This is a genomic window from Bacillus sp. Marseille-Q1617, assembly GCF_903645295.1.
In the GTDB taxonomy this organism is placed as follows: Bacteria; Bacillota; Bacilli; order Bacillales; family Bacillaceae_B; genus Rossellomorea.
Window position 1 is genome coordinate 2028418 of the sequence record NZ_CAHJXM010000001.1, and the last position, 23344, is coordinate 2051761.

21 protein-coding genes and 1 pseudogene are annotated in these 23344 nt (G+C 41.4%); 17 read left to right on the forward strand and 5 right to left on the reverse strand.

Going from position 1 to position 23344, the window contains the following annotated elements; all coding sequences use genetic code 11:
• The first annotated feature begins 203 nt into the window (after window positions 1-203).
• The 6 genes from HWX64_RS10135 (at window position 204) to map (ending at window position 6828) form a co-directional block, all read left to right on the forward strand.
• Window positions 204-2366 (forward strand): DNA topoisomerase III, encoded by a 2163-nt coding sequence (locus HWX64_RS10135; protein ID WP_175989328.1) that lies wholly within the window; start codon window positions 204-206, stop codon window positions 2364-2366.
• Window positions 2367-2393: 27 nt separating this feature from the next.
• Window positions 2394-3818 (forward strand): PAS domain S-box protein, encoded by a 1425-nt coding sequence (locus HWX64_RS10140; protein ID WP_175989329.1) that lies wholly within the window; start codon window positions 2394-2396, stop codon window positions 3816-3818.
• 133 nt (window positions 3819-3951) lie between these two features.
• Window positions 3952-4605 (forward strand): type 1 glutamine amidotransferase domain-containing protein, encoded by a 654-nt coding sequence (locus HWX64_RS10145; protein WP_368495578.1) that lies wholly within the window; start codon window positions 3952-3954, stop codon window positions 4603-4605.
• Between the two features lie 324 nt (window positions 4606-4929).
• On the forward strand, window positions 4930-5304 hold the full coding sequence (locus HWX64_RS10150; RefSeq protein WP_175989330.1) for a CidA/LrgA family protein: 375 nt from the start codon (window positions 4930-4932) through the stop codon (window positions 5302-5304).
• Entirely contained in the window at window positions 5288-5974 is a 687-nt protein-coding gene (locus tag HWX64_RS10155) for an LrgB family protein (protein ID WP_175989331.1), read from the forward strand. The genes HWX64_RS10150 and HWX64_RS10155 overlap by 17 nt, the downstream gene beginning before the upstream one ends.
• A gap of 110 nt (window positions 5975-6084) precedes the next feature.
• Window positions 6085-6828, forward strand: a complete 744-nt coding sequence (gene map, locus HWX64_RS10160) for a type I methionyl aminopeptidase (RefSeq protein ID WP_175989332.1) — start codon at window positions 6085-6087, stop codon at window positions 6826-6828.
• 44 nt (window positions 6829-6872) lie between these two features.
• On the opposite strand, the gene HWX64_RS10165 is transcribed toward map, so the two are convergent.
• Window positions 6873-7028, reverse strand: coding sequence for a hypothetical protein (locus HWX64_RS10165; protein WP_175989333.1), 156 nt, complete (start codon window positions 7026-7028; stop codon window positions 6873-6875).
• Between the two features lie 332 nt (window positions 7029-7360).
• Between HWX64_RS10165 and HWX64_RS10170 the strand changes: the two genes are divergently transcribed.
• The 7 genes from HWX64_RS10170 to HWX64_RS10200 all read left to right on the forward strand — a co-directional run bounded on the left by HWX64_RS10170 (window position 7361) and on the right by HWX64_RS10200 (window position 15945).
• A complete protein-coding gene (locus HWX64_RS10170; protein WP_254871128.1) occupies window positions 7361-8164 on the forward strand; it encodes a LysM peptidoglycan-binding and 3D domain-containing protein in 804 nt (267 codons plus the stop codon).
• Between the two features lie 303 nt (window positions 8165-8467).
• Complete coding sequence (locus HWX64_RS10175) at window positions 8468-9061, forward strand: 3D domain-containing protein (protein WP_254871087.1); 594 nt, start codon at window positions 8468-8470, stop codon at window positions 9059-9061.
• 305 nt (window positions 9062-9366) lie between these two features.
• Window positions 9367-10896 (forward strand): BCCT family transporter, encoded by a 1530-nt coding sequence (locus HWX64_RS10180; protein ID WP_175989335.1) that lies wholly within the window; start codon window positions 9367-9369, stop codon window positions 10894-10896.
• Window positions 10897-11139: 243 nt separating this feature from the next.
• Window positions 11140-11274 (forward strand): YjcZ family sporulation protein, encoded by a 135-nt coding sequence (locus tag HWX64_RS10185; RefSeq protein ID WP_175989336.1) that lies wholly within the window; start codon window positions 11140-11142, stop codon window positions 11272-11274.
• Between the two features lie 204 nt (window positions 11275-11478).
• Window positions 11479-12117, forward strand: a complete 639-nt coding sequence (locus HWX64_RS10190; RefSeq protein ID WP_175989337.1) for a lytic transglycosylase domain-containing protein — start codon at window positions 11479-11481, stop codon at window positions 12115-12117.
• A 126-nt stretch (window positions 12118-12243) separates the two neighbouring features.
• Window positions 12244-13536, forward strand: a complete 1293-nt coding sequence (locus HWX64_RS10195; protein ID WP_175989338.1) for a globin-coupled sensor protein — start codon at window positions 12244-12246, stop codon at window positions 13534-13536.
• A 153-nt stretch (window positions 13537-13689) separates the two neighbouring features.
• Window positions 13690-15945 carry an AAA domain-containing protein gene (locus HWX64_RS10200; protein WP_175989339.1) on the forward strand — a complete coding sequence of 752 codons (2256 nt, stop codon included), beginning with the start codon at window positions 13690-13692 and terminating at the stop codon, window positions 15943-15945.
• 53 nt (window positions 15946-15998) lie between these two features.
• Here HWX64_RS10200 and selD read toward each other — a convergent pair whose 3' ends face one another.
• On the reverse strand, window positions 15999-17060 hold the full coding sequence (selD, locus tag HWX64_RS10205) for a selenide, water dikinase SelD (protein WP_254871088.1): 1062 nt from the start codon (window positions 17058-17060) through the stop codon (window positions 15999-16001).
• Between the two features lie 198 nt (window positions 17061-17258).
• On the opposite strand from selD, the pseudogene HWX64_RS22095 reads away from it, so the two are divergent.
• Window positions 17259-17444, forward strand: a pseudogene (locus HWX64_RS22095) (Rdx family protein); the annotation flags it as partial.
• 39 nt (window positions 17445-17483) lie between these two features.
• On the opposite strand, the gene HWX64_RS10215 reads toward HWX64_RS22095, so the two are convergent.
• Window positions 17484-17891: an Hsp20/alpha crystallin family protein gene (locus HWX64_RS10215; protein WP_175989341.1), complete on the reverse strand. Its 408-nt coding sequence runs from the start codon at window positions 17889-17891 to the stop codon at window positions 17484-17486.
• Window positions 17892-17991: 100 nt separating this feature from the next.
• Here HWX64_RS10215 and selA point away from each other — a divergent pair, with 100 nt between their 5' ends.
• Window positions 17992-19419: an L-seryl-tRNA(Sec) selenium transferase gene (selA, locus tag HWX64_RS10220; protein ID WP_175989342.1), complete on the forward strand. Its 1428-nt coding sequence runs from the start codon at window positions 17992-17994 to the stop codon at window positions 19417-19419.
• Window positions 19420-19481: 62 nt separating this feature from the next.
• Here selA and HWX64_RS10225 read toward each other — a convergent pair whose 3' ends face one another.
• Window positions 19482-19742, reverse strand: coding sequence for a hypothetical protein (locus HWX64_RS10225; RefSeq protein ID WP_175989343.1), 261 nt, complete (start codon window positions 19740-19742; stop codon window positions 19482-19484).
• Between the two features lie 116 nt (window positions 19743-19858).
• On the opposite strand from HWX64_RS10225, the gene HWX64_RS10230 reads away from it, so the two are divergent.
• Window positions 19859-19999, forward strand: a complete 141-nt coding sequence (locus HWX64_RS10230) for a small acid-soluble spore protein P (protein ID WP_175989344.1) — start codon at window positions 19859-19861, stop codon at window positions 19997-19999.
• An 80-nt stretch (window positions 20000-20079) separates the two neighbouring features.
• Here the strand turns inward: HWX64_RS10230 and sspO are convergent, their stop codons facing one another.
• Complete coding sequence (gene sspO, locus HWX64_RS10235) at window positions 20080-20229, reverse strand: small acid-soluble spore protein O (protein ID WP_175989345.1); 150 nt, start codon at window positions 20227-20229, stop codon at window positions 20080-20082.
• A 330-nt stretch (window positions 20230-20559) separates the two neighbouring features.
• Here sspO and acnA point away from each other — a divergent pair, with 330 nt between their 5' ends.
• The gene (acnA, locus tag HWX64_RS10240) at window positions 20560-23268 is read left to right on the forward strand and encodes an aconitate hydratase AcnA (RefSeq protein WP_175989346.1); all 2709 of its coding nucleotides are present in this window, start codon (window positions 20560-20562) and stop codon (window positions 23266-23268) included.
• Window positions 23269-23344 lie beyond the last annotated feature (76 nt).

A 23344-nucleotide genomic window follows, 5' to 3' on the forward strand; every position in this document is an offset into this window, starting at 1 on the left:
TAACATTTTTTATTGAAAGTTAAGCAATAACTCATAATCGTTTTGGGGTAAAGGCAGTTGTTTAGCAGGGCGTAAGCTGAAGAACTCTGCGGGAAGTGAAAGATCCTCGAGATATTAGAATAGAATTTTATTTTTTTATTAGAACAAGGGTTCGGAAAATCGTGGTATAATGAAGAAATAATAACATGGACAGGAGACATTCGATGAAAGTTGTGATTGCCGAAAAACCTGATCAAGGTGCAACTTTAGCCAAACCGTTTCCTCATCGGAAAAAACAAGGTTACATAGAAGTACAGCCTAACGAACTTTTTCCAAAAGGGGCTTATATTACTTGGGCGGTCGGCCATCTCTTCGGGCTGCAAGCTCCAGAAAAGTATGATAGCAAATGGAAGAAGTGGAAGATTGATGACCTGCCGATCATTCCACTGCGATTTCAGTATGAGCTGTCAAGAGCGAAAGCTAAGCAGTTCACAGTCATAAAACAACTGCTGCACAACAATGAAGTAACTGAAATCATTCATGCCGGGGATGCAGGGCGGGAAGGGGAATTGATTATCCGGAACATCGTTTCAATGGCCCGTGTCCAAAAACCGATGAAAAGGCTGTGGATTTCATCGCTGACGGAAAAAGCGATCGTTAATGGCTTTCAAAGCTTGAAGGAAGAAGGAGAACTGCGAAATCTATACTATGAAGCATATTCCCGTGCATGCGCCGATTGGCTGGTGGGAATGAATGCTTCCCGGGCATATAGTATTCTACTGAAACAGCAGGGTATGTCGGATGTTTTTTCGGCCGGAAGGGTACAAACCCCAACGCTTGCACTGATTGTCAAGCGGGAGGATGAGATTGATAGATTCAAGAGTGAACCCTTTTGGGAAGTGAAGGCCGATTTTCAATTTCTTGATCACACGTATGAGGGTACATGGCAAAAAGACGGCGAGAGCCGTGTTCAAAATGAAGAACTTGCCAGGAAAATTGCTGCTTTCTGTGAGGATAAGCCTGCAGTCATAAAAGAGGTGAAAACAGAAAGAAAAGAGTTCTCCCCTCCGATGCTATTTAATCTTTCATCCTTGCAGGCGACAATCAATAAGATGTTTAAATTCTCACCAAAGAAAACACTGGATGTCCTCCAGAAGCTTTATCAAAAAGGAATCGTTTCTTATCCGCGATCGGATTCCCAATACGTAACCCGAGGTGAAGCAGAAACATTTCCCGAGATTCTTAACAAATTGAAGGAATACGGGCCTTACAGTCAATGGATACCCACTCCGCATGAGAGCTTGATGAATAATAAACGCTATGTAAACGACGCTAAAGTATCAGATCACTATGCAATCATTCCAACCGAACAGGTTACCGATCCGTCATCCCTTTCTCCGGATGAGAAAAAAATATATGATGTGATCATCAAGCGTTTCATTGCGGCACACCACGATAAATCCATCATAAATTATACGACCATTACGACTCTTGTGGATGACCGTGCAGAATTTATTTCAAAAGGAAAACAGGTTCTTCAAGAGGGCTGGAGAAAGATCATTGTTGAAAACGAGAAAGAAAAGGAACCGCTGCTTCCTCCTGTAAATGAGAAAGACCAAGGCAGTGTGAACAAAGTGAGCATCAAGGAAGGAAAAACCCAGCCTCCTAAAAGGTACACAGAAGGACAGTTGATCACTTTGATGAAGACCGCCGGAAAATATATTGATAATGATGAACTTGAAAAAGTGCTCAAACAGACGGAAGGATTGGGTACTGAAGCAACACGGGCAGGAATCATTACCATGCTTAAAGACCGTCAGTACATAAGCATTCAGAAAAATATTGTCCATCCGACCGATAAAGCTAAAGTGCTTATACGTGCAATTGGTGACAATGTACTGGCTTCAGCCGAAATGACAGCAAAATGGGAGCAGCGCCTTCAGCAGATTGGAAAAGGAAATGCATCCGCACCAGAATTTATGGAACAAGTAAAAAAATTGAGCCGTACACTCGTACAGAACGCCTTGAGTGAAGCGGAATCATGGAGTTTTGGTGACCTTGATACAGCCTCCATTCAGCGGACACCTGGAAAAAAGGGAAAGAGGGGCAGTAAAGTCAGCCTAGGCACCTGCTTAAAATGCGGCGGAAAAATCATAGACAAAGGAAAATTTTACGGCTGCGCCAATTACCAAAAGGCAAAATGCAGCTTTACCATCTCTAAAACAATCCTTTCAAAAAAAATAACAGCAACCGTTGTCAAGAAAGTGTTGAAAGAAGGAAAATCAGATCGCATCGATGGATTTAAAAAAGGGGACAAACAATTTTCAGCTTATCTGGGATGGGATCCCCAACAGAAGAAAGTCCAGTTTTTATTTGATGTAAAATAAGCAGCAAAAGAAGAAGGCGGTGAAATCATGCTGGCAGCCAGTCTTTTTAAAGAGGTGTTCTATCAATCAAGGATCCCCCAGCTAGTGATGACGGTGGATGAGTCGAAGGTAATGGTCAATCCTGCCTTCAAGGAGTTTATCGGTTATAAAGATGAAACCTGGAAGTGGAACTCTCTTGAAGAATTTTCACACCCGGAAGATTACGAGATTGATATGGGGTACTTACAGGAAGTGATAGAAGGGAAGCGCCGGGAATATCAAATGGAGAAGCGCTTTTTTACCCGGACGGGGGAGCTGAGAACAGGAGACTTACATGTATCTCTCATACAAGATCAGGGAGTTTCGTATGTGTTGGGTCAAGTAATCGATATTACCGAAAAGAAGGAAATAGAGGTCAAAAAACAAAAGAGCGATGAGAAATATCGTCTGCTTGCTGAAAATTCATCAGATATTATTAATCTTCACGAACCGGATGGTACCTATATCTATTTATCACCTTCTATTCATTCCATTGGGTTCTCGCCCAATGAGTTAGTGGGGACGCACCCATATGATATTATTCATCCAGAAGATCAGACTAAAATTGAAGAATTATTATCCTCACTAAATAAAGAGAACAATGTTATACAAGTAACGTATAGAGTAAAGAGTAATTCGGGAGAATACAGCTGGTTTGAAAGTGTCCTGAAAGCAATCTTCGATCCTGAGTCAGAGGAAATCATGCACGTTGTTTCTGTATCACGTAATATTGAAGAACGACTGATGGTGGAGGAACACATAAAAAAATCGGAAAAGCTAGCTGTAATCGGACAAATGGCAGCAGCAGTCGCTCACGAAATAAGAAACCCTCTCACTCCCATTAAAGGGTTTCTTCAGTTGTGTGACGATAAAAAACAGTATAATGAAGAATATCTGCAAATCGTAGTGAAAGAAATCAGCAGAATGGAAGAAATCATTACAGACTTTTTATACCTGGCAAAACCTCAGGTCATCTTAAAAAAATCACTGAATATGGAAGACATTCTGCATGAAGTCATAACGATTGCAGACACGGGAATCAAAAGCAAAAACGGGACAATAACCTTGCATGCAGGTGAACAGACCGGGAATGTCCTTGGCTGCTCCAACGGCTTGAAACAGGTATTTTTCAACATCATCCAAAATGCCATTGACGCCATTAACCTAAATGGAAGGATTGAAATTGAAACATCTTCAGAAGATGGGAAGTATATCATCATTGTTAAAGACAATGGAGAAGGCATCCCGAAAGAAGTGTTTCAACATCTGGGGGAACCCTTTTATTCAACAAAAGAAAAGGGAACTGGATTAGGACTTCTGATTTCACACAAAATCATTGAAAACAACAGTGGTAAGATCACGTATGAGTCCACCGAAGGGGTAGGAACAAAAGTAAAGATCAGTCTGCCAATCCAAAACAGCGATGCCCATTAGGGCACGCTGTTTTCTTTATACGATAAATTTGTCTTCAGAGGAACTAAACATCCACTTACACGTTTAATTCTCATCAGAAAGGATAAAACAACTATGTACACAAAAGATATTTGAAGATACTGGAGGGTATACATTGAAAAAAGTATTAATGGTCTTAACAAATGCAAGTAAAATTGATGATGAACATGAAACAGGGCTGTGGTTATCAGAGTTTGCAGAGCCATACTCCGAGTTTAAAAACCAAGGATTCGAAGTCGACGTAGCAAGCCTTCAAGGAGGAAGAATACCCCTTGACCCCAACAGTCTGGATGATGAAAATGTGGAAACCTGGAAAGGGATAACGAAAGAACTCGACCAAACATTGGTGCTTTCCCAACTAAATGTGAATGAGTACAGCGGCATCTTCCTTCCGGGCGGGCACGGCACGATGTTTGACCTGCCGGAAAGCCCTGACCTGCAGCAAGCACTAGCCCATTTTGCAGAGAATAATAAAGCCATTGGAGCCGTATGTCACGGCCCTGCAGGCTTCGTAGGTACAAAATTATCAAACGGAAAATGGCTGGTGGATGGCATCAGCTTGACAGGCTTCACTAATGAAGAAGAACAGCAGACAGGCCTTGATTCATTAATGCCGTTTTTGTTGGAAACTAAACTGCGTGAACAGGGTGCCCAATTCGAGAAGTCTGAAGCGTGGAGCGACCATGTCATAACGGACGGGAAATTTGTGACCGGCCAAAACCCTCAATCCAGTCAGTCGACAGCAGAAGCATTTGTGAAAGTACTTTAATCCACTTTTAAACCAAGGTAATGGAGAACAGATAAGTTTACCTTTTTTAATTAAAAGTGACCAAGAAGATATAAAAGATGATCTCTGTCATTAGTTCAGGGATCATCTTTTTTAAATTTCATAGTTAAATGGTTAAAAAATGAAAGGCTTTACAAAATTTTTGGTACCCATACCTTTTTTCATTTCCCTAATTACTCTGATATAATAAATTTCTATCTTCAACAGCTGCATTTAACATTATTCCAATGAAAATACATGACATCAACTATTTCAGCACCCCTATATTAAAATCATTTCAAAACATATTTGAAGGGAGCAAGCCACATGCTTCAAGTAATTATTCAGATATTCATACTGTGTATATTCTATGAAGCCGGCAAATGGATTGCTGGATTCTTTCATTTACCGATCCCAGGCAGCATCATTGGAATGCTTTTGCTGTTTCTTCTATTGGTCACGGGAACTATAAAAGAAAAATTATTGATGGAAGGAGCAAACTTCTTTTTAAAATATTTTTCATTTTATTTCTTACCTTTATCCGTGAGTGCGGTTGCTCTTGGACCTTATCTGCATCAATACGGGTGGAGGCTCGCCTTGATTCTGGTCATCAGCGTGGTGGGCGGATTTGCTGCAACCTCCCTGTCGGTTCAGGGATTCATTCAGATGAAGGAGAAAAAGTCTTATGATCGATCTAATTAACGGAATGGCAGCGATAGGAATAACAGTTCTTTACTTTATTCTTTCAATAAAGATCCATCGGCTCTGGTCCAGTCCGTTGACGATTCCCATTTTTCTCAGCTCGGCGGCTCTTATTCTTACATTATTCATTCTTGATATACCGTACGACAAGTATGCTGAAGGGACTGCAGTCATTACCTATTTACTCGGTCCGGCCACCGTTGCGCTGGCGTATCCCTTATATCAGTTCAGGAAACTTCTTGCTAAGCATTGGCAGCCAATCATATCTGGTATCATAACAGGAAGCGGAGTATCCATGGTTATCTCTTATTGTCTCATGGTCATCTTGGATATACCTGCAGAATTCAATAGATCGTTCCTTGTAAAAACAATTACGACCCCGGTAGCAGTGGAAATAGGGAAACTTATAGATGGAAAGATTGAAGTGATTCCGGCTGTAGTGATTCTTACAGGGATATTCGGAGCTATGTTCCTGCCGTATCTTCTCAAAGCGCTGAACATCTCTCACCCGATTGCAAAGGGACTTCCTTTCGGCGTCATCTCGCATGGAATTGGCACCGCCCAGGCGCTTAAAGAGGGAGAAGAGGAAGGAGCGATAAGCGGAGCCGCAATGGCGTTAACAGCAGTAATTCTGTCTTTTTTTATCCCGCTCATATTCCTGATCGTGTGATCTTGGAATTTTTACGGAGCCTTGCACAAAAATAGAGCTTTTTCTTTAAAAAAAGAGTGGGTTTAGGTATAGTAAGGGAAGACGAAATTCACAAAGAGAAGGAAGATAGTATGATAGTCAAAACAGATGAAGAATTGCAAGCTTTAAAAGTAATCGGCCGAATCGTCGCGCAAATACGGGATGAATTAAAGTCTCAAACCAAACCTGGTATAACGACGAAAGAGCTCGATGAGATAGCAGGAAGAATGTTTGAAGAAAACGGAGCTATTTCAGGGCCCAAAGGGGAATATGACTTTCCGGGCTTTACGTGCATCAGCGTGAACGAAGAAGTTGCCCACGGGATTCCTGGTGAAAGAGTCATTCAAGAGGGCGACCTTGTGAATATTGATGTGTCAGGATCAAAAGACGGTTACTATGCAGATACCGGTATTTCGTTCGTGGTTGGTGAGGGAGACCTGAAACTTACCGATTTGTGTGAGGCAGCTATGAAATCATTCGAAGCCGGCCTGCGTAAAGCCAAAGCTGGTTCAAAGCTGAACGGGATCGGGAAAGCCGTTCATAATGAAGCAAAGAAAAATGGGTACACCGTTATTAAAAACCTTACCGGACATGGTGTGGGTAAATCACTCCACGAAAAACCGGACCATATCCTGAATTATTTCGATCCCTGGGATAACGGGCTTTTGAAAGAGGGAATGGTCATCGCCTTTGAACCATTTATTTCAAGAAGGGCACAAAACGTAATTGAAAAAGGCGATGGCTGGACATACATCACGCCTGACAAAAGTCTCGTTGCCCAGATTGAACACACCATCATCATCACTAAAAACGAACCAATCATTTTAACAAAATAAAACAAAGAGGGACGGCCTACATAAGGTCCGTCCCTCTTTGTTAGTTAAACGATTTTTGTTTTACCGCATTCCTGGCACTTGCGATAGAATTTGCCGTCCAACACACGTGAATGAAAGACATTATTTCCGCATTCACATCTGCCGGCATGTTCATCGGGTTCATCTTTATAAAGTACGATCAACTCTTTTTGATTTTCCACCTGTTAAACCTCCCACGCTAGTTCACGTATCTATCTAAGTATAAATTGTAACCATTCAGTTGTTAAGAGAAAAAAGATTTCTACCGTCCTTCAATTAGAGTCACATTTATCTATATATAACCACTAAAACCAATATTATCTATATTTATTGGTTTTTTATTCCTCTACATGATAGTTTATACAGGAAAGCGCTTAATATTACAGGTGTGAAATATTTCTGACGCATGTTTATAATTTCCTTGTTATTGTATTGAGATTTTACTATGTTAGTATTTTCCCTGTTAGCAAAAATAAATAGGGCTAGCTACATAAGGAGGAATTTTTCTATGAAACTGAAAAAATCGATTATTTCTGTTGCTGCTTTCACTACTCTAGCAGTTGCCGGTGGTGCTAGCGCTTCAGCACAAGAAATCGAAGTCAAAAAGGGAGATACGCTTTGGGGATTGGCGAAGGAATATGGCACAACTGTAGATCAGCTTAAAACATGGAACAACTTAGGTACAGACCTTATTTTCCCTGACCAGGAACTGAAAGTATCATCAAAAGAATATTATACAGTAAAAAAAGGTGACACTCTTTGGGGTATTTCATCAAATTATGGCATTTCAGTAGACAGTCTGCAAGGATGGAACGCACTGGAAAGTGACCTTATCGTGCCTGGACAGGAATTGTTAATTAACCTGGATGATAAAGCAACTTCAACTCCTGTAAATACTTCTGAGCAAGAAGAGGCTGCCCCGGCACCTCAAGCCGAAGAAACACCAGAAGTAGCTCCAGAAGCTGAAGAACCGGCAGCAGAGACTGCAGAAGCTGCACCTCAAGAAGAACAAGATGCCGTAGCTAAGGAGCTTACTGTTGAAGCTACTGCTTATACAGCTGAATGTGAAGGCTGCTCAGGAATCACGGCTACAGGAGTAAACTTGAATGAAAACCCAGATGCAAAAGTAATTGCAGTAGATCCTAATGTCATTCCACTTGGATCTAAAGTTTATGTAGAAGGTTATGGATATGCAACTGCTGAAGATACTGGCGGTGCAATTAAAGGAAACCGTATCGACGTATTCATCCCTTCAAAAGATCAAGCGACTGATTGGGGAAGAAAAACTGTAAACGTAAAAGTTCTTGAAACAAAATAATTCATATAGATCGCCTCATTGGGATTTGATTCTCAATGAGGTTTTTTGTATGGGTAAAAATAATGGCTGCTTGATGTCCATAAAATTTCACCTTATCATCTGGTTTATTCTCCATGCGCAAACAAATGTTGGAACTGTTGGAATTCAAGAAGAATAAAAAGTCCCAACATTCCTAACTGTTACAGGGATGTCATCTAATTGTTATTCTTTTATAAACAGTTTGATATGTGGCTGATGCATGTCTATGTTACTATTTCTTTTGTTGGTTTTTACCACGAACCACAAAAGGAGGAATTTTACAATATGAAAAAAGTATTATTTTCCATTTTTTCCTTCACAGTCATTCTTTCAATCGGACTGCCTTCTGCAGCAGCAGAATCGGACGATAACACAGAAAAAGCACTAAACGATTATCATAATATAGAAAAAGGCGACATCCTCTGGGAGATTGCCAATCGTTATCATATTTCTATTGAAGAGGCAGTTACCCGTCAGGAACTGCTCGAAAAAGGTATAACTGTGAATGGACAAGAACCGCAAGAATCAGCTGTAAAGACTGCAGCTACAGAACAAAGTGATGCTGACAAAAACGACGATAATGTTGTAAAAGAAATAGATATGACGGCTACAGCATATACAGCTTACTGTGAAGGCTGTATCGGTATCACAAAGACCGGTGTTGATTTAATTGCCAATCCCGATGCAAGAGTCATTGCTGTTGACCCGGATGTCATTCCGTTGGGGTCAAAAGTGTATATTGAGGGCTACGGATATGCGAGGGCAGAAGATACAGGCGGAGCGATTAAAGGAAATCGTATTGATATTTACATGGAGCATGAAGAAGATGCGCTTCAATACGGTGTCCGGGATGTAAAAGTAAAAATTATTGAAGAGTAAATATCAAAAACGTTCTCTCAAGTTGGAGAACGTTTTTTTTTGTATTTTCACACCTGCCATAATGGTTAGCAGTAAGTAAAAACTCCTTTCATTTTAATTGAAATTAATTGGAATGAAAACGCTCCATTGGCAAACACTAGTCAAAATTAAAGGTTTTCGCTTGCATTTTCATCATTAGTTTTGCTAGGGTTATGAATGTTGGTTTCAAGGGCGTAAAAGAGGGAATATGGAAATGGGCCTATTTCTATGTTTTCTTCCCGCAAAGATATTGTACAAAGAAAGAAAAAAATGAAAGGAGATCTATTATGAAACGTATTTCAAATGTTTTCTGGATTACAGTTGCACTCGTAGCAGCAGCTGTAGCATATGGAGTGATTGCTCCAAAATCTTTTGAAACAGTAACTGCCAATATGCAGACATTCATTACATCTACATTCGGCTGGTATTATCTAATATTAGTAACCGTAATAGTGATATTCTGTGTCTTCCTGATCTTCAGCCCTATGGGGACGATTAGATTAGGTAAACCGGATGAAAAGCCTGAATACACTAAAGGGACTTGGTTCGCTATGTTATTCAGTGCTGGTATGGGGATTGGACTTGTATTCTGGGGGGCTGCAGAGCCGCTTTCGCACTTCATGGCACCGCCTCTCGCAGAAGGAGGCACCAATCAGGCAAACAAAGAAGCAATGCGCTATACATTCTTTCATTGGGGAATTCATGCTTGGGCAATTTATGCAATTGTTGCATTAGCTCTTGCATACTATAAGTTCCGAAAAGATGAACCAGGCTTGATTTCTGCAGCGCTCAGACCTATCTTCGGTGATAAAGTAAACGGTCCATTAGGAACTGTCATAGACGTACTTGCAGTCTTTGCTACGGTAGTGGGTGTCGCGACGACACTTGGATTTGGAGCTGCTCAAATCAATGGGGGGCTGTCTTATCTATTCGGAATTCCTAACAATTTCACCGTACAGTTCATCATTATCGCTATCGTTACAGTGCTGTTCATGATTTCTGCTTGGTCGGGATTGAGTAAAGGCATCAAGTATCTATCCAATACTAATATGGTATTGGCAATAGGATTATTCGTATTAGTATTCTTTATCGGTCCGACACTATTGATCCTGAATATGTTCACAGATACAATCGGGGCATATATCCAGAATATCGCAGCCATGAGCTTTAGGATCGCACCATTGAATGCAGAGCACCGTTCATGGATCAATGGATGGACCATCTTCTACTGGGCATGGTGGATTTCCTGGTCTCCATTCGTCGGTATCTTTATCGCCCGTGTTTCGCGAGGCAGAACGATTCGTGAATTCCTGATTGGAGTATTGCTGCTTCCGGCACTTGTCAGCTTCCTTTGGTTTGCTGCATTCGGTACTTCTGCAATCGAAGTCCAACAAGCCGGTACAGATTTAACTCAATTTGCTACAGAAGAAGTTCTATTTGCTGTATTCAACAACTTTGAATGGTCTACTATTTTATCCGTTGTAGCCATCACTCTGATCGGCACATTCTTTATTACTTCAGCCGATTCAGCAACATTCGTTCTTGGGATGCAAACGACATACGGCTCATTGACCCCTCCAAACTATGTAAAGTTAACTTGGGGAATTGCACAATCCACTGTTGCATTGATCCTATTATACAGTGGGGGATTACAGGCACTGCAAAATGCGCTCATTGTCGCCGCACTGCCATTCTCAGTCATCATGGCACTCATGATGGTTTCATTATACAAATCACTTAATCATGAGAAGAAGGAACTTGGTTTATACATCAAACCTAAACCAAGAAAGAAGACTGAACCTCATGAAAAAATATAATGAAGAATCCGCGTCCAGACATTGTCTGGGCGCTTTTATTTTATTATGAGCTATCTAATATCTATAGTTTCTTTTAAGAAAACTGGTCATTTTCATCATTTATTCTTTGGAGGGGGTCCTGTAAAACCTGTTACGACACGCTTTTTATTATCAGTTCCAAAGTCTTTTTATCATTTTGATTAACCTACAATTTGTCCCATACATACATTAATATCGTAGTTAGATAACTGGAGGTGACTGATTATGTATGGATACGGATACCCTGGATACGGATGCGGATACGGCGGAGTTGGCGGAGTTGGATACGCGGGAGGCTTCGCATTAATCGTAGTTCTATTCATTTTGTTAATTATCGTTGGAGCAGCGTTTTGCCACTAATAAAAAAATAAAAGTCGATGATCCGAAGAGTCCAAACGTGACTCAATCGGGTCATTTTTTTATTAATGGCTTTCCCCTGGAGTCTGGACAATCTACATTCCCGCCGAAGGTATTTCTTATTAAGACCATTCTAGGATTGTGTTAATCGGGTTCTCATATTAAAATACTAAAGGGAATCATTACTGAGGAAGGAGGCGTGACGGTATGGCCAAAAGACCAATAAAGAAAAAGACAACCTATAAAAAGAAGCACGCCTCTCCATTTAAGATACTTTTGATCCCATTTTTCATTCTGCTCATTTACTTTGCAGTTAACGACCTTCCCAATACCAATAAACTTTCTTTATTAGGTAGAGAAGAGGTACCGCCTGAATATATTCCGATATATAAAGCAGCCGAAAAAGAATATGGGGTCCCTTGGAACCTATTGGCCGCCCACCATCGGGTTGAAACGAAATTCTCCACTATGAAAACCCTCATCTCTCCTGTTGGTGCCGAGGGACATATGCAGTTTATGCCCTGCACATTTGTTGGATGGTCACACCCGACATGCGGTGACCTTGGAAAAGGGGACATTCCCGAGACTCAGAAAACCGATCCCGAAATCATTGAAAAATATGGGGGATACGGAGTTGATGGAAACGGAGATGGTGTTGCCGATCCGTTTCAAATTGAAGATGCCGTATTCAGTGCAGCGAATTATCTGGCACGTAATGGGGCAGCAAATGGTGAAATTGAACAAGCTGTATTTGCTTATAATCACAGTACGGAGTATGTAGAGGATGTACTGTATTTTGCTGAGAGGTATATTGAGAAGCCAAAAGAGAGTGAAAGACAAAAGTAATCCAAAAGTCCTTGATTGTTCAATATATTTTCAAAAAACACCCTGTCTTTCAGGGTGTTTTTTGATATAGTAAGAGATAGGTTTTTCCTATAGAGGATATATTATACAGACAAAAGAGGGGTTCTCGTGTTAATAAAGAGGAGAAAGAGTGTTCAAGTAAACAGACTTAATGAGTCAGAGTGGATCAGCGAGGTAAGTATCACAGTCCCATTGGAAATGGCAAAACAGCTGGAAATGATTCAGCTGACAGAAGATGATTTGGCTGTTCTTAAAGCATCCGGTAATATTGTAGAGGGCAACATCGAAGAAATCGTCGACGGCTTCTATTTCCCGATCGAACATAATCCAACACTTTCAGCGATCGTGAGTCAATATAGTTCCATCAATCGCTTAAAAGGGACACTCGCCATACATATAAAAGAAATGTTTAACGGAAATATCGATCATACATTTATCGACAAAAGAAGAAAAATCGCTAAGATGCATATTCAAATAGGATTGCCGACTAAGTGGTATATTGCTTCCTTCCAGAATCTGCAGATGACATTATTTCAAGTATTGTTCCGTACTTTTACACATGCAGATGATTATCATAAAGTAATCAAATCCGTTACAAAGATCTTGAACCTTGAACAGCAGCTGGTGCTGGAAGCATATGAAGATCAAAATGATCAAATGAGGGAGGAAGCACGCCTGCTTAAAGAAAATGTCACGATTCGAGTTCAAGAAGCTGCAAATGGCCTTGCAGCGATTTCTGAAGAATCAATGGCCTCCCTTGAAACGATCACTTCCCGCATGGATGAAGTAAGTACTCTAAGTTCAGAAGGAACAGCAGCGATTGAAAAGATCGGTGAGTTTTCAGTAGAAGGTAAAGATAAAATGGGGATGCAGAAAGACCATATGAGTAAAATCCTTTCCGATTTAGGTGAAATGCTTAAAGAAATCCAACAGCTGCAGCAGATATCCAATCAAATCTTTGACATTGTTTCCATCGTTCAAACCATTGCCGAACAAACAAATCTATTGTCCCTTAATGCGAGCATCGAGGCTGCCCGCGCAGGCGAGCACGGAAAGGGATTTGCTGTCGTTGCTGAAGAAGTTCGAAAACTGTCAGACCAAACGAAAAGTTCAGTAACGAATGTATCCGGTTTAATTTCAGGAACAAAAGAGCAGGTAGATAAAATATCAAGTTATATAACATCTGTAGAGGGACTTGCCAAAACTGGAATGAATTCTACTAATGAAGCCCATCTATTTTTTGATGAAATCGTTGACTCAATTGATCATAGTAAAGTAAAGAGTGAAAAAGTTGAAGGCGAAATGAAAGAAATTTCTCTGGCAGTAGAGGATATTTCACAGGCTATAGCACAATTAGCAGGATCTGCCGAAAAATTGAGCGATATGTCAACCGAATTATAAGAAAGTCACAAGAGAACCGTGGTATGTTTCGGTTCTCTTTTTCTATGAATGCAATGATGTGTATGCATCCATGTTTATTTGCCTTCACATTGAAATCAAATATTGTTATGATTATTCTTTGTTTGATTTTTGGGATCCTGCAGGTGATTTAAAATGAATATAACTAGTTTAATAGAAGAGTGGCAGAGAGCTCTTGAGATTGAAATTGGACATTTGAAAAGGCGAGAAACTACTGGGATTCATATAGAAGCGGGTAGATGCTTAAGGAAGGATGATACTGATACTGCTTACATTTATTGGTTTACTTTGGCATATTCCGCCTCCTTTCCCGAAGGAAGCACTGTCATCTTTAAAACGGGTGGAAGATTGCTGTCCGGAGCCGTTATCAGTTCAGAAGAGCGGGAATGCATTGTAGAGTTTGATCGGTATATTGGTGACCCCGTCACAGTCGGACAGCTCATTCACGAACCGTGGGAGCTGCTCGAGAAACTGATTGAAAGGCTGGAAGAAGCCAAAGAAAGACATGGTAAAGCACTTAGGATCAAAGATCTGATGCTTCCTCCGCAAAAAACGTTCCATAACGCAGCCGTTGTGAAAGATACTCTGCACGAAGCATATCTAAGAAGTAAACATAATCCTGTCACCTATCTCTGGGGACCGCCGGGAACCGGTAAAACATACACATTGGCCCGTGTAGCAGCCTATCATTATTCAGAAGGAAAGCGAGTGCTCCTCCTGTCTCATAGCAATGCAGCGGTCGATGTGTTAATAGAAGAAATGCACCATTTCCTTACGAAGCATAAACGCTGGAAATCAGGAGAGGTCATTCGTTATGGAATCAACCGAAAATCATATGGGGACGGGATTACTGATTTGAGCGTGATCCAGCTATTGGAGCAGCAGGACCCCAAGCTTGCTCAGGAAAAGAATAGAACGGAGACGTATCGAAGGAAACTGAAGAAAAAACTTTCTAAGTCTTTTTCAACCTACGATTACGAACGACTTTCACAGTTAGAGGTGCATTATCAAAAATTGAAGGAGCAGCTTAAAAGACGGGAAGGCGGACTCGTAGCTGATGCCAAGGTGATCGGGACTACATTAAGTAAATCTGCAATCGACCCCCTCATTTACGATGAGGAATTTGACCTTGTTATTGTGGATGAGGCGAGCATGGCGTATGCGCCGCAAGTGGCTTTTGCCGCATCGATAGGAAAAAAAATCATCATATGCGGAGATTTCAAGCAGCTTCCCCCTATCGCAGGAAGCTTTCATCCTTCAGTCTCGAAGTGGTTAAAAGAAGATATCTTCCACTTATCCAACGTGGCTGGCTCCGTAGAAAAAGGGAATGGGCATCCACAATTGCTGCTGCTCCCCGAACAAAGACGTATGCATCCGAGCATATCCGCTTTTACAAACCATTTTATCTATCACTCTAAAGTGGGCGATCATCCTGATGCGGCAAAGATGAGAGAAGAAATTTTGCTAAAGGAACCCTTTTCCAGGCAAGGGAGCATTCTATTATCCCTGCAGGAAGGATCAGAGTGGGGAGAAACCGATCGCGGCTCAAGATGGAATATCCTTTCAAGCTTCATCACAATGATGTTGGTTATAAAAGCACTGGAAGATGGAACCCGTTCAATCGGAATCGTTACACCATACCGGGCGCAAGCAAGATGGTACAACCTCCTGCTGCAAGAACTTATTGGGCCACTCTACCAGGGAGAAAAGCTAAGCCTTTACGCTGCTACGGTTCATGGATTTCAAGGTTCAGAAAATGATATGATCATTTTCGATGTCGTCGATGGGAACGCTCATGAAAAAGCTGGTGCCTTACTTACCCGCAAAGGAAGCGATAGGCTGATCAATGTGGCGGTTACACGGGCAAGAGGGAAATTCATTCTGGTTGCGGACGATCACTTTGTTAAAAGGAAGACTCATCCATTACAGCCAATTCATCAATTGATCGATTTTCTATATACAAAAGGTTTTGTTAAAACTGGGTCGGATTTTTCCAAAACGGTAATAAGCACTGCAAAAAAGTTGAAATGGTATTCTATTGATAATCATAAACGGATACTGAAAGATCTTCATGCATGCCAAGAAGAGATCATCGTGAATGTCAACTCAATGAACGACATACCTCCTGAAATAATGAAAGCATTAAAGAGGATTAACCCTATTGTAACCATAAAATTATTATGTAAACAGACTTATCAAAATACCTCTTCTTTTGAAGTAGGGGATTCGAAGACAAACATCCCTTTTATCAGCTTGGACAAGAAAGTATTATGGTTTAATTGTTTCTCAATAGAAGAAAACAATAGGTTCCCTTACCAAATACGAATCTTTTCAAAAAAGGTTCATCAGCATTTCTTTAAATTGATACAACAAAACGCCAGAAAAATGTAATCACACACTTTTCTGGCGTTTTTATTATTCGAGCCGTTCTGTATATCATAGGACTATTTTGACACATGGACCGTTTTGTCAGTTCTGTCAGTTACTTCTCCGATCAGCCATGCATCTATGGAATGTCCATGTAAATCATCGATATATTTCATGGCCTGATCTCTCGGCAGACTCACCAATAAACCACCGGAGGTAATCGCATCACAAAGAATCAGCTCATCCACTGTTGTAAGAGCTGAGTCATAAAAGACCTCATTCCTCAGCCATTGGTGGTTCGCTTTAGAGCCCCCGGGAATAATACCTGCACCAGCAAGTTCTTGTGTACCGGGCAGCTGCGGAATCGATGAGTAGCTTAGAGTAAGAGTTACATGACTTCCCTTCGCCATTTCAAAAGCATGGCCTAAAAGTCCAAACCCCGTAATGTCGGTGACGGCATTTACTTGGTAAGATTGCAAAGCTTCTGCGGCTTTCTTGTTCAATATACTCATTGAGGCAACCACTTCAGCTTCTTGCTCCGCTGTCACAGCTTGACGTTTGATACCCGTCGTTAAGATTCCTGTACCGATCGGTTTCGTCAACACCAGAACATCTCCCGTTTTGGCGCCTGTATTCGTCCAAAATTTTTCCGGGTGAACCACTCCTGTTACGCTCAATCCAAACTTCGGCTCACTATCATCAATTGAATGGCCACCCACAGTGATTGCACCAGCTTCCAATACTTTCTTCTGTGCACCTGCGAGTATCTGAGTAAGCATCTCACTGCCAAGCTTTTTAATCGGAAATCCGACTATATTCAATACTGTCTTCGGAGTGCCGCCCATGGCATATACATCACTCAATGCGTTGGCTGCTGCGATTTGTCCGAACAGAAAGGGATCATCGACGACAGGAGTAAAGTAATCGACTGTTTGAACAAGAGCAATATCATCTGTTAATTGATATATCCCCGCATCATCAGAGGATTCATTCCCAACTAACAATTCTTTATTTTCTGGTTGAGGAGGCAGCTGACGCAAAACTTGCGCCAAGTCACTTGGACTTAGTTTGCATCCTCAGCCGGCTTTAGAGGAAAGAGCCGTCAAACGGATGATCTCTTCTTTACTCATGGCTATCACTCCTTTACGTATAGATAGTTATATTGTACAGGAAATATAAGAGAACGGGCAAAATATTAAAGTGGGTACCAGATCTGATTTGCAACAGAAATAGCCCTGAACTAAAATGAAATAGAGGACTTTGAATAGAAAGGAGATTTCCACATGAACAATCGTAAAATCAAAATTGAATTCTGTTTAAGGTGAAACTACTCACCAAAAGCCGCGAGTTTCGCGGAACAGTTATTTACCCATTTCCGTTACGATATTGAAGAAGTTTTACTCATCCCATCATCAGGAGGAGCTTTTGAAATCACGGCAGGGGAGACCAGGATCTATTCCAAATTGGAAACAGGTGTATTTCCAGATGTAAATGATATCATCAACAAGATCGAAAAAATGTAAACACAAAAAAAGCCTGGGAATCCCAGGCTTTTTACCTTATCAGAGAGAATGGTGATCATCATCGCAAATTCCTTGGACACGAATGCTCAGCGACGTCTTCTCTGAGCATTCCTGTTTTGGCACTTTGATTTCGATCGTATGATGCTCTAAAGAATAGGTCAATTGCCGCTGACGCAGGCAAAAAGGAAATTCTATATTCCTGCTCCTTGTCTTCAATTCATTTTTTAATCTGATTGTGATAACCAGCCGGTGATCATTCTTTGTCAGAATCAATTCATCCGGACAAATATTTTCAGTTTCGACTTCCACGATAAATGCCTCTGTCGTATCAAGGAAGTCGATTCGGAATTCTTTTTCATCTAGCCGAACTGTATCAGGGTCCAATAACCAATCCTTCATTCTCTCTTCCCAGTTCTCTAAATAAAAATCCTCCTTGTCCTTACCCATTTACATCTGACCCCTAACTTTCTCTTTTACACATTCTATTCTTTCTCCTTTAAATGGTGAGAGTGTTATAATTGGAGAAAAGTAATTAAAGGAGGTAATCATGAAAGATCTGCTGAGACAAATACCCTCGATATATGAACTGCAGCATACAGAGGCCTTTGAACGCTTCATCTCCGGACAGAACCTTTCATTTGAAAAAGGGACGGAGCTTGTGAAAGAAAGTGTAGCGTTCATAAGAAAGTGCATCCTTGAAAACAATTGGGATGGCCCCCATCCTGACACCGCCCTTTTCATTGAGGAGATCTACAAACAGGCCGCACATATTAAAAAGAAAAGATTCTCTCTGTCTTTACATAAAATCATCAATGCAAGCGGAACGGTTTTACATACAAATCTAGGCAGAGCACGGCTTGGAGTGGAAACGATTGAACACGTGACCAAAGTGGCGGCTTCTTACACGAATCTTGAATACGATGTGGAAAATGGAATAAGAGGTTCGCGGCACACACATGCAGAGAAGTTCATATGTGAATTGACTGGTGCCGAGGCTGCGATGGTCGTCAATAACAATGCTGCCGCTGTGTTCATCATTCTTTCTGCACTTGCTAAAAACAAGGAAGTCATTGTGTCGAGAGGGGAGCTTGTTGAAATAGGGGGTTCCTTCAGGGTCTCATCCATCATGGAAGAGAGTGGAGCCAGGTTAGTGGAAGTCGGCACAACGAATAAAACTCATTTACACGATTATGAGGGACATATCGGAGAAGAAACAGCGATGATCATGAAAGTGCACCAAAGCAACTTTGTCATGAAAGGATTCACTTCTTCAGTTGGAACTGAAGACCTTGTAAACTTGTCCGGAAAGTATGATCACGTCATTTATTATGAAGATTTAGGCAGCGGTGCCCTTTTTGATTTTTCATTACATGGAATCGGGAAAGAGCCGCTGGTAAGACAAGTGATCGAAAAAGGCGCTGACCTTGTTTCATTCAGCGGGGACAAGTTATTGGGGGGACCCCAGGCCGGCATCATCGCGGGCAGGAAGGAAGTAGTGAACGTATTAAAAAAACATCCACTCGCCCGTGTTTTGCGGGTTGATAAAATGACACTTGCAGCACTTGAAATGACCTTGCTTCATTTTCTGAAAGAAGAGGAACTCAAGATTCCTGCCATTTACGGGATAACGCGGCCGAAGGAAGATATAAAGGATCAATCAATGAAGCTGATAGCCCAACTTAAGAAGCGAAATGTTTCATTTATTCTTGAGGTGGTTGAAGGTACCAGCAGAGTAGGCGGCGGGACCATGCCGGAAGTAGAACTTGAAACCTATCTTATTGCAATTGGGCACAACCATGTTACTTCCCATGAGCTCCACGAACGATTAAGATTCAATGAACCTGTCATCATTGGAAGGATTCAACAGGATCGCCTCCTGCTAGATTTAAGGACCGTTACAATCGAAGAACAGGAGGACATACTTGAAGCACTCGATAAAATGAGCAAGGCAATAGAGAGCGGTGATCCAATCTGAAAGAAAAACTCCGCCAATAATGAAGAGGCACCTCCCGTTTAACGGGATGTGCCTCTTTTGAGTTATTGCTGGCCATTGACTTCATTTACAATTGACTCAAGGTCTGTTTTGAATTTCTGCAGCTGTTCTTTTTGAGTATCTGAAGCTACTTCAAGTGCATTTTCAATTTGCTGATAGGCTTCGTTCACTTCATTTCTTAGATGTGAAAGTTGGGAACCGTAGCTGCCGCCATCCAGAACCAATTCATTCATACTGTTTTGTACGTCTGTGAATCCTTGCTGTGCAGCTTGAAATGCTTGCTGTTTATTTTTATGATAAGGCATGTTCATTCTCTCCTTCAAAAGTAAAATAGCCTTTATATTATAGGCATTCCATCACAATTCTATACGTATGCATAAACTCTATCCAACGAATCCATTCTAAAAAAGAGGAGGGATGGATGATGAACAAAAATGATGGCAAAGACATGAGAAAAAATGCACCTAAACAATCCGGGCAGCCTGAACCTTTAAGCGGCTCCCACAAAGTGAAAAACCAAAACCATACGCGTCAAAAGCATAACAGCAACCACGATATGTAAACTCAAAAAAACTCTGCAAGGGAATTTGCAGAGTTTTTTGTTTATTATTATTTGATTAGGGTATGTGAGAAAGGAGTCAATTACTGATTTGTCTTTCGCTTTTTATTGTTCTGTCTCTGAGCTTCCGTCAATGGCTCATTGGAGTACTCTTCGTTATAACCTGCGCCCATGCCCTGTGCTTTTGCAGCGTTCATACCGTTGATGACATGATTTGCTTTGCGTTTAGCCAATAGAAACACCTCCATGTGAATAGAATGCCACCGTGCCTGCCCCACTATTAGAGGAAAAGCCTAACAAAGAGGTAATTATTTTTCCGAAATAATATTTTTATGGTGCCGACACCATTTGACATGGACTTAAATGCCGTTATGTCAATATTTTGCTAGAAAATGAAAGGTGTTTACTTATTCAGATAAGTAAAACTTATCAAAAACAATAACTTTATTGTTATTTACTTATGTAATCGCTTGTATTAAGATTGTTAATGTGAGAAAAGTTCGTTAGTTTAGAACGAAGACTTTTCGACTTAATGTGTATATGTAGTTAGAGGGGGAATTGAAATGGCAAAGAACGATGTATTTAATGCACGATCTTCTTTCGAACTTGAAGGAAAACGTTATCATTACTATCGTTTAAAAGCACTTGAAGAAGCAGGCGTTTCAAACATCAACCGTTTACCATACAGTGTAAAGGTATTGCTTGAATCTGTACTGCGCCAATTTGACGGACGTGTAATCAATAAAGAGCATGTTGAAAACTTAGCAAACTGGGGAGCAGCAAGCAAGGATGCGGAGGTTCCATTCAAACCTTCCCGTGTTATCCTTCAAGACTTTACAGGAGTTCCTGCTGTCGTAGACTTAGCTTCATTGCGTAAAGCAATGGCTGACATCGGGGGAGATCCTCAGAAAATCAACCCTGAAATTCCGGTTGACCTTGTAATCGACCACTCTGTTCAAGTCGACAAATACGGAACAGCTGATGCATTAAAAGCAAACATGGATCTTGAATTCGAACGTAATGCCGAGCGTTACCAATTCCTAAGCTGGGCTCAAAAAGCATTTGAAAACTACCGTGCCGTTCCACCGGCTACAGGTATCGTTCACCAGGTCAACTTAGAATTTCTTGCAAACGTAGTCCACGCTGTTGAAACAACAGAAGGCGACTTTGAAGCGTTCCCGGACACACTTGTCGGAACTGACTCTCATACAACGATGATCAATGGTATCGGTGTACTTGGCTGGGGTGTAGGCGGAATCGAAGCAGAAGCGGGTATGCTTGGCCAGCCTTCATACTTCCCGATCCCTGAGGTAATCGGTGTTAAATTCACTGGCGAGCTTCCAAATGGAGCTACGGCTACTGACTTGGCACTTAAAGTAACTCAAGTACTTCGCCAAAAAGGTGTTGTAGGTAAATTCGTTGAATACTTTGGCCCAGGGGTTGCCACTCTGCCACTGGCAGACCGTGCAACCATTGCCAACATGGCTCCTGAATATGGTGCAACTTGCGGATTCTTCCCTGTTGACGCAGAATCACTTGACTACTTGCGTCTAACAGGCCGTGATGAGACACATATCAAAATGGTAGAAGAATATCTGAAGAAAAACGAAATGTTCTTCACACCTGAAAAAGAAGAACCAACTTACACTGACGTAGTGGAAATCGATCTTTCTGCTGTGGAAGCAAACCTGTCCGGACCAAAACGTCCACAAGATTTAATTCCACTTTCAGAAATGAAAGAAACGTTCCACAAGTCGATCACTGCAAAAGAAGGCGTTCAAGGCTTTGGTCTGGATGCATCTGAAATCAATAAGACAGCTAAGTATACAACTGAAGACGGCAAGGATGTAACGATGCCTACCGGTGCAATTGGAATAGCTGCGATCACATCTTGTACGAATACCTCCAACCCTTATGTAATGCTTGGAGCAGGTCTTGTAGCTAAAAAGGCTGTGGAACTTGGCATGAACGTCCCTGATTTCGTAAAGACATCATTGGCGCCTGGTTCAAAGGTTGTTACAGGCTACTTAAGAGATTCCGGATTGTTATCTTATATGGAAGAAATCGGATTCAACCTTGTTGGCTACGGTTGTACAACATGTATCGGTAACTCAGGTCCATTACGTCCTGAAATCGAAAAAGCTGTATCAGAAGCAGATCTTCTTTTAACATCTGTTCTTTCTGGTAACCGTAACTTCGAAGGGCGTATCCATCCATTAGTTAAAGCAAACTACCTTGCTTCACCACCGCTTGTAGTTGCTTATGCACTCGCAGGCACAGTCGATATCGACCTTCAAAATGATCCGATCGGTAAAGACAAAAACGGCAGCGATGTGTTCTTCAAGGATATCTGGCCATCTCAGGATGAAGTGAAGGATGTCGTGAAAGCTACTGTGACACCTGAACTATTCCGCAGAGAATATGAGCATGTATTCACAGAAAACGAACGCTGGAATGAAATTAAAACAAGCAATGAACCATTATACAGCTTTGATGAAAAGTCAACATACATCCAAAATCCTTCATTCTTCACAGGCCTGGCTCCAACACCTGAAGATATCCAAGGATTAAACGGCCTTCGAGTTGTTGGGAAATTTGGAGACTCAGTGACAACTGACCACATTTCTCCTGCAGGTGCGATTGGTAAAGATACACCAGCTGGTAAATACCTGCGTGCGAATGGGGTAGAACCACGCGACTTCAACTCATACGGTTCCCGCCGCGGTAACCACGAAGTTATGATGCGCGGAACGTTTGCGAATATCCGTATCCGCAATCAAATCGCTCCTGGTACAGAAGGCGGATTCACGACTTACTGGCCTGAAGATGAAGTGATGCCGATTTATGATGCATGCATGAAGTATCAAGAAGACAATACTGGCTTGGTTGTTCTGGCAGGAAAAGATTATGGTATGGGATCTTCCCGCGACTGGGCAGCTAAAGGTACAAATCTTCTTGGTATCAAAACAGTTATCGCAGAAAGCTACGAGCGTATTCACCGCTCAAATCTTGTGATGATGGGTGTTCTTCCACTTCAATTCAAGCAAGGCGAAAGCGCTGAGACTCTTGGCTTGACTGGAAGGGAAACGATCTCTGTTAACATCACAAACGATGTTAAACCTCGTGATATCCTGACTGTCACTGCAGTGGCTGAAGATGGAACGAAGACAGAATTTGATGTACTTGCACGCTTTGATTCAGAAGTTGAAGTAGACTACTACCGTCACGGCGGTATTCTGCAAATGGTTCTTCGCGGCAAGTTCCAATCATAATGAATAGTTAAAAAAAGCCCCTGAGATTTTTCCATTAATCTCGGGGGCTTTTTGGTGTATATTAAGTAAATGATAG